Source organism: Stenotrophomonas sp. PS02300, assembly GCF_029959395.1.
Lineage (GTDB): Bacteria > Pseudomonadota > Gammaproteobacteria > Xanthomonadales > Xanthomonadaceae > Stenotrophomonas > Stenotrophomonas maltophilia_AD.
Genome location: NZ_JASCOP010000226.1, coordinates 1 through 2,547, shown reverse-complemented (window position 1 = coordinate 2,547; position 2,547 = coordinate 1). Strand labels below are relative to the sequence as shown.

General features: G+C 67.5%; 3 protein-coding genes. All 3 read left to right on the top strand.

The annotated features are described in order from the left end of the window. The first annotated feature begins 305 nt into the window (after positions 1–305). Complete coding sequence (locus QMX79_RS20555; RefSeq protein ID WP_282248428.1) at positions 306–1,082, top strand: flagellar brake protein; 777 nt, start codon at positions 306–308, stop codon at positions 1,080–1,082. Positions 1,083–1,456: 374 nt separating this feature from the next. Continuing rightward, on the top strand, positions 1,457–1,948 hold the full coding sequence (locus QMX79_RS20550; protein WP_068851606.1) for a chemotaxis protein CheW: 492 nt from the start codon (positions 1,457–1,459) through the stop codon (positions 1,946–1,948). 147 nt (positions 1,949–2,095) lie between these two features. Continuing rightward, positions 2,096–2,479, top strand: a complete 384-nt coding sequence (locus tag QMX79_RS20545) for a hypothetical protein (protein ID WP_068851603.1) — start codon at positions 2,096–2,098, stop codon at positions 2,477–2,479. Positions 2,480–2,547 lie beyond the last annotated feature (68 nt).

The following is a 2,547-nucleotide window of genomic DNA, read 5'->3' as shown; positions in this document are numbered from 1 at the left end:
GCCGCCCCGGTCGTCGTCGCCGCACCGGCAGCGCGCCACGCCGCCCCGGCCCGCCCGCGTGCACCGGCCGCGCCGGTCCGCCGCGCGGCCGTGCGCGAACCGGTGCTGGCCAACGAGGGCGACTGGCAGGAGTTCTGATCCTCGCCACCGTCCGCCCCTGACACCACCCCGCTCCGGCGGGGTGGTTTTTTTCGGCGATCGCACCGCTACACACATTGGCCCTACATTATTGTGAACTGCTGCCGATAAACGGACAGAGACCTGATATCGCACGATATCCGTACCCGCCCAACGCAGCAGAGTCCATGTCCGAAGGCAGCCTTGACCCCCATGACGCATCCCATGCCGCCCACGAAGACGGCACGGACGATCGTTACCTGGTCCGCAACCCCCGGCAGATCCGCCAGCTGCTGCAGGCGCTGATCGACCAGCGCTCGCTGATCAACGCGCACCTGGGCGGTCGCGACCAATCGTTCCCGACCGCGATCCTGGAGCTGGACGAAGACGACGACTGGCTGCTGCTCGACGGCAGCCCGTCCGAGCCGGCCAACCGCGCCGCCGAAGACGCCGGCCACCTGCTCTGCTTCGCGCAGCTGGACCGGGTGATGGTCCGCTTCCGCCTGGACCACCTGGAACGCACCGGCGGCCACCGCCACGTCGCCTTCCGCGTGCCCTTCCCGACCGAACTGGTGCACCTGCAGCGCCGCGAACTCTATCGGCTGGAAACCCCGTTCACCGACTCCCCGCACCTGCTGTTCCCGATCAACGAAGACCGCAGCGAAGCCCTGCACCTGCGCGTGGTGGACATCAGCGGCGGCGGCCTGGCCGTCACCGTGCCGGTGGACTGCAACGTCTTCAGCATCCAGAAGCGTTACGACGCCCGCCTGGACATGCCCGAAAGCGGCCCGCTGCAGATCTCGCTGATCGTCTGCAACCAGCTGGCGGTCAAGCTGCCCAGCGGCGTGGAAATGAAGCGCATCGGCATGCGTTTCGATGGCCTCCCGCGCGGCGGCGACAGCGCCATCCAGCGCTACATCTTCCGCATCGACCGCCAACGCAGCGCCCGCAAGAACGGCGAGTAGTCCCGGCCGTTGGCCGGATGCTCTTCGTTCCGGGGTCATGAACGCCGGATGGGTGCCTTCGGAACATTTAAACGCCGGGGTGTTGGCAGCAGTCGTCGCGAGAACGCCTCCGGACGCTTGGGCCGCGCTGCGCGCGGTGTCCGGCCAACGGCCGGGGCTACGAATTGTTACGTAACGTCCGGAGATCGGGATCAATCAACCGAGGGACACCGGAAGCCGGCGCGCCGCGCCCCCGGCCGGCTGCACGAATCCGGTAGCGCCGGCCGTTGGCCGGCTGCCTTTCGCGACAGCCTCTAAAGTCGCGACATCCCAGGCCGATATCCAGCGTGACGCCCCGGTTTTCCGACCGCCACGCCCGACCCAGGATTCCTTCCATGAACGACAGCAACCCCAACGCCGCCAGCAGCGGTGGCGAGTACCTCAGCTTCACCCTCGGCGCCGAGCACTACGGCGTGGACATCCTCAAGGTGCAGGAAATCCGCGGTTACGACTCCGTCACCCGCGTGCCCGATGCCCCCGATTACATCAAGGGCGTGATCAACCTGCGCGGCACCATCGTTCCCGTCATCGACCTGCGCCTCAAGCTGCGCCTGGACGAAGCACGCTACGACGCCTTCACCGTCATGATCGTCCTCAACGTCGACAACCGCGTGGTCGGCATCGTCGTGGACAGCGTCTCCGACGTGATCCCGCTCAACGCCGACCAGATCCGCCCCACCCCCGAGTTCGGCGCCGCCGTCGATACCCGCTTCATCTCCGGCATCGGCACCCAGGACGATCGCATGCTGATCCTGCTCGATATCGAAACCCTGCTCGACAGCGCCGACATGGGCCAGCCGGCCGTTGTCGAAGACGCTGCCGCCTGATCCGGCCCCTGCGACAGACCGGAACGACTTTCGTTCAACAAAGTCCTTAAGTTGTGTCGCAACTGGCCGATAGCTGGATTCAGGAACCGGACGCGCGGCCCCGCCACGCCCCGGACCACTTATCCATATCCCCCGGAGAATCTCCCGATGAAGTCCCTGCTTGCTCTGCTTTCGGTCGCTGTCCTCGCCTCGTCCGCCTCGTCCGCTTTCGCCCAGTCGGCTGAAATGATCCCGCCGGAGCTGGCCGCGCGCGCCGTTGGCAAGGATGGCATGGTCTGCGGCAAGGTCGAAAAGGCCCGCTACGCCGAAGGTTCCGAAGGCCAGCCGACCTTCCTGTACATGGGCGGCGCCTTCCCGCGCCACACCTTCTCGGCCCGCATCGCCGGCGAGAACCGCGGCAAGTTCAGCTTCCCGCTGGAAACCCTGGAAGGCAAGACCGTCTGCGTGATCGGCAAGATCGCCCGCGACGCCTCGCGCGCTGAAATCGAAGTCAGCTCGCCGGCTGGCCTGAAGCTGGCCAACATCAAGTAATCGCCCCACGCCCCGGCCCCCCGGCCCACGCCCGCGGGGCCCCGGCCCCCCCGGGCCCCGCCCCGCCG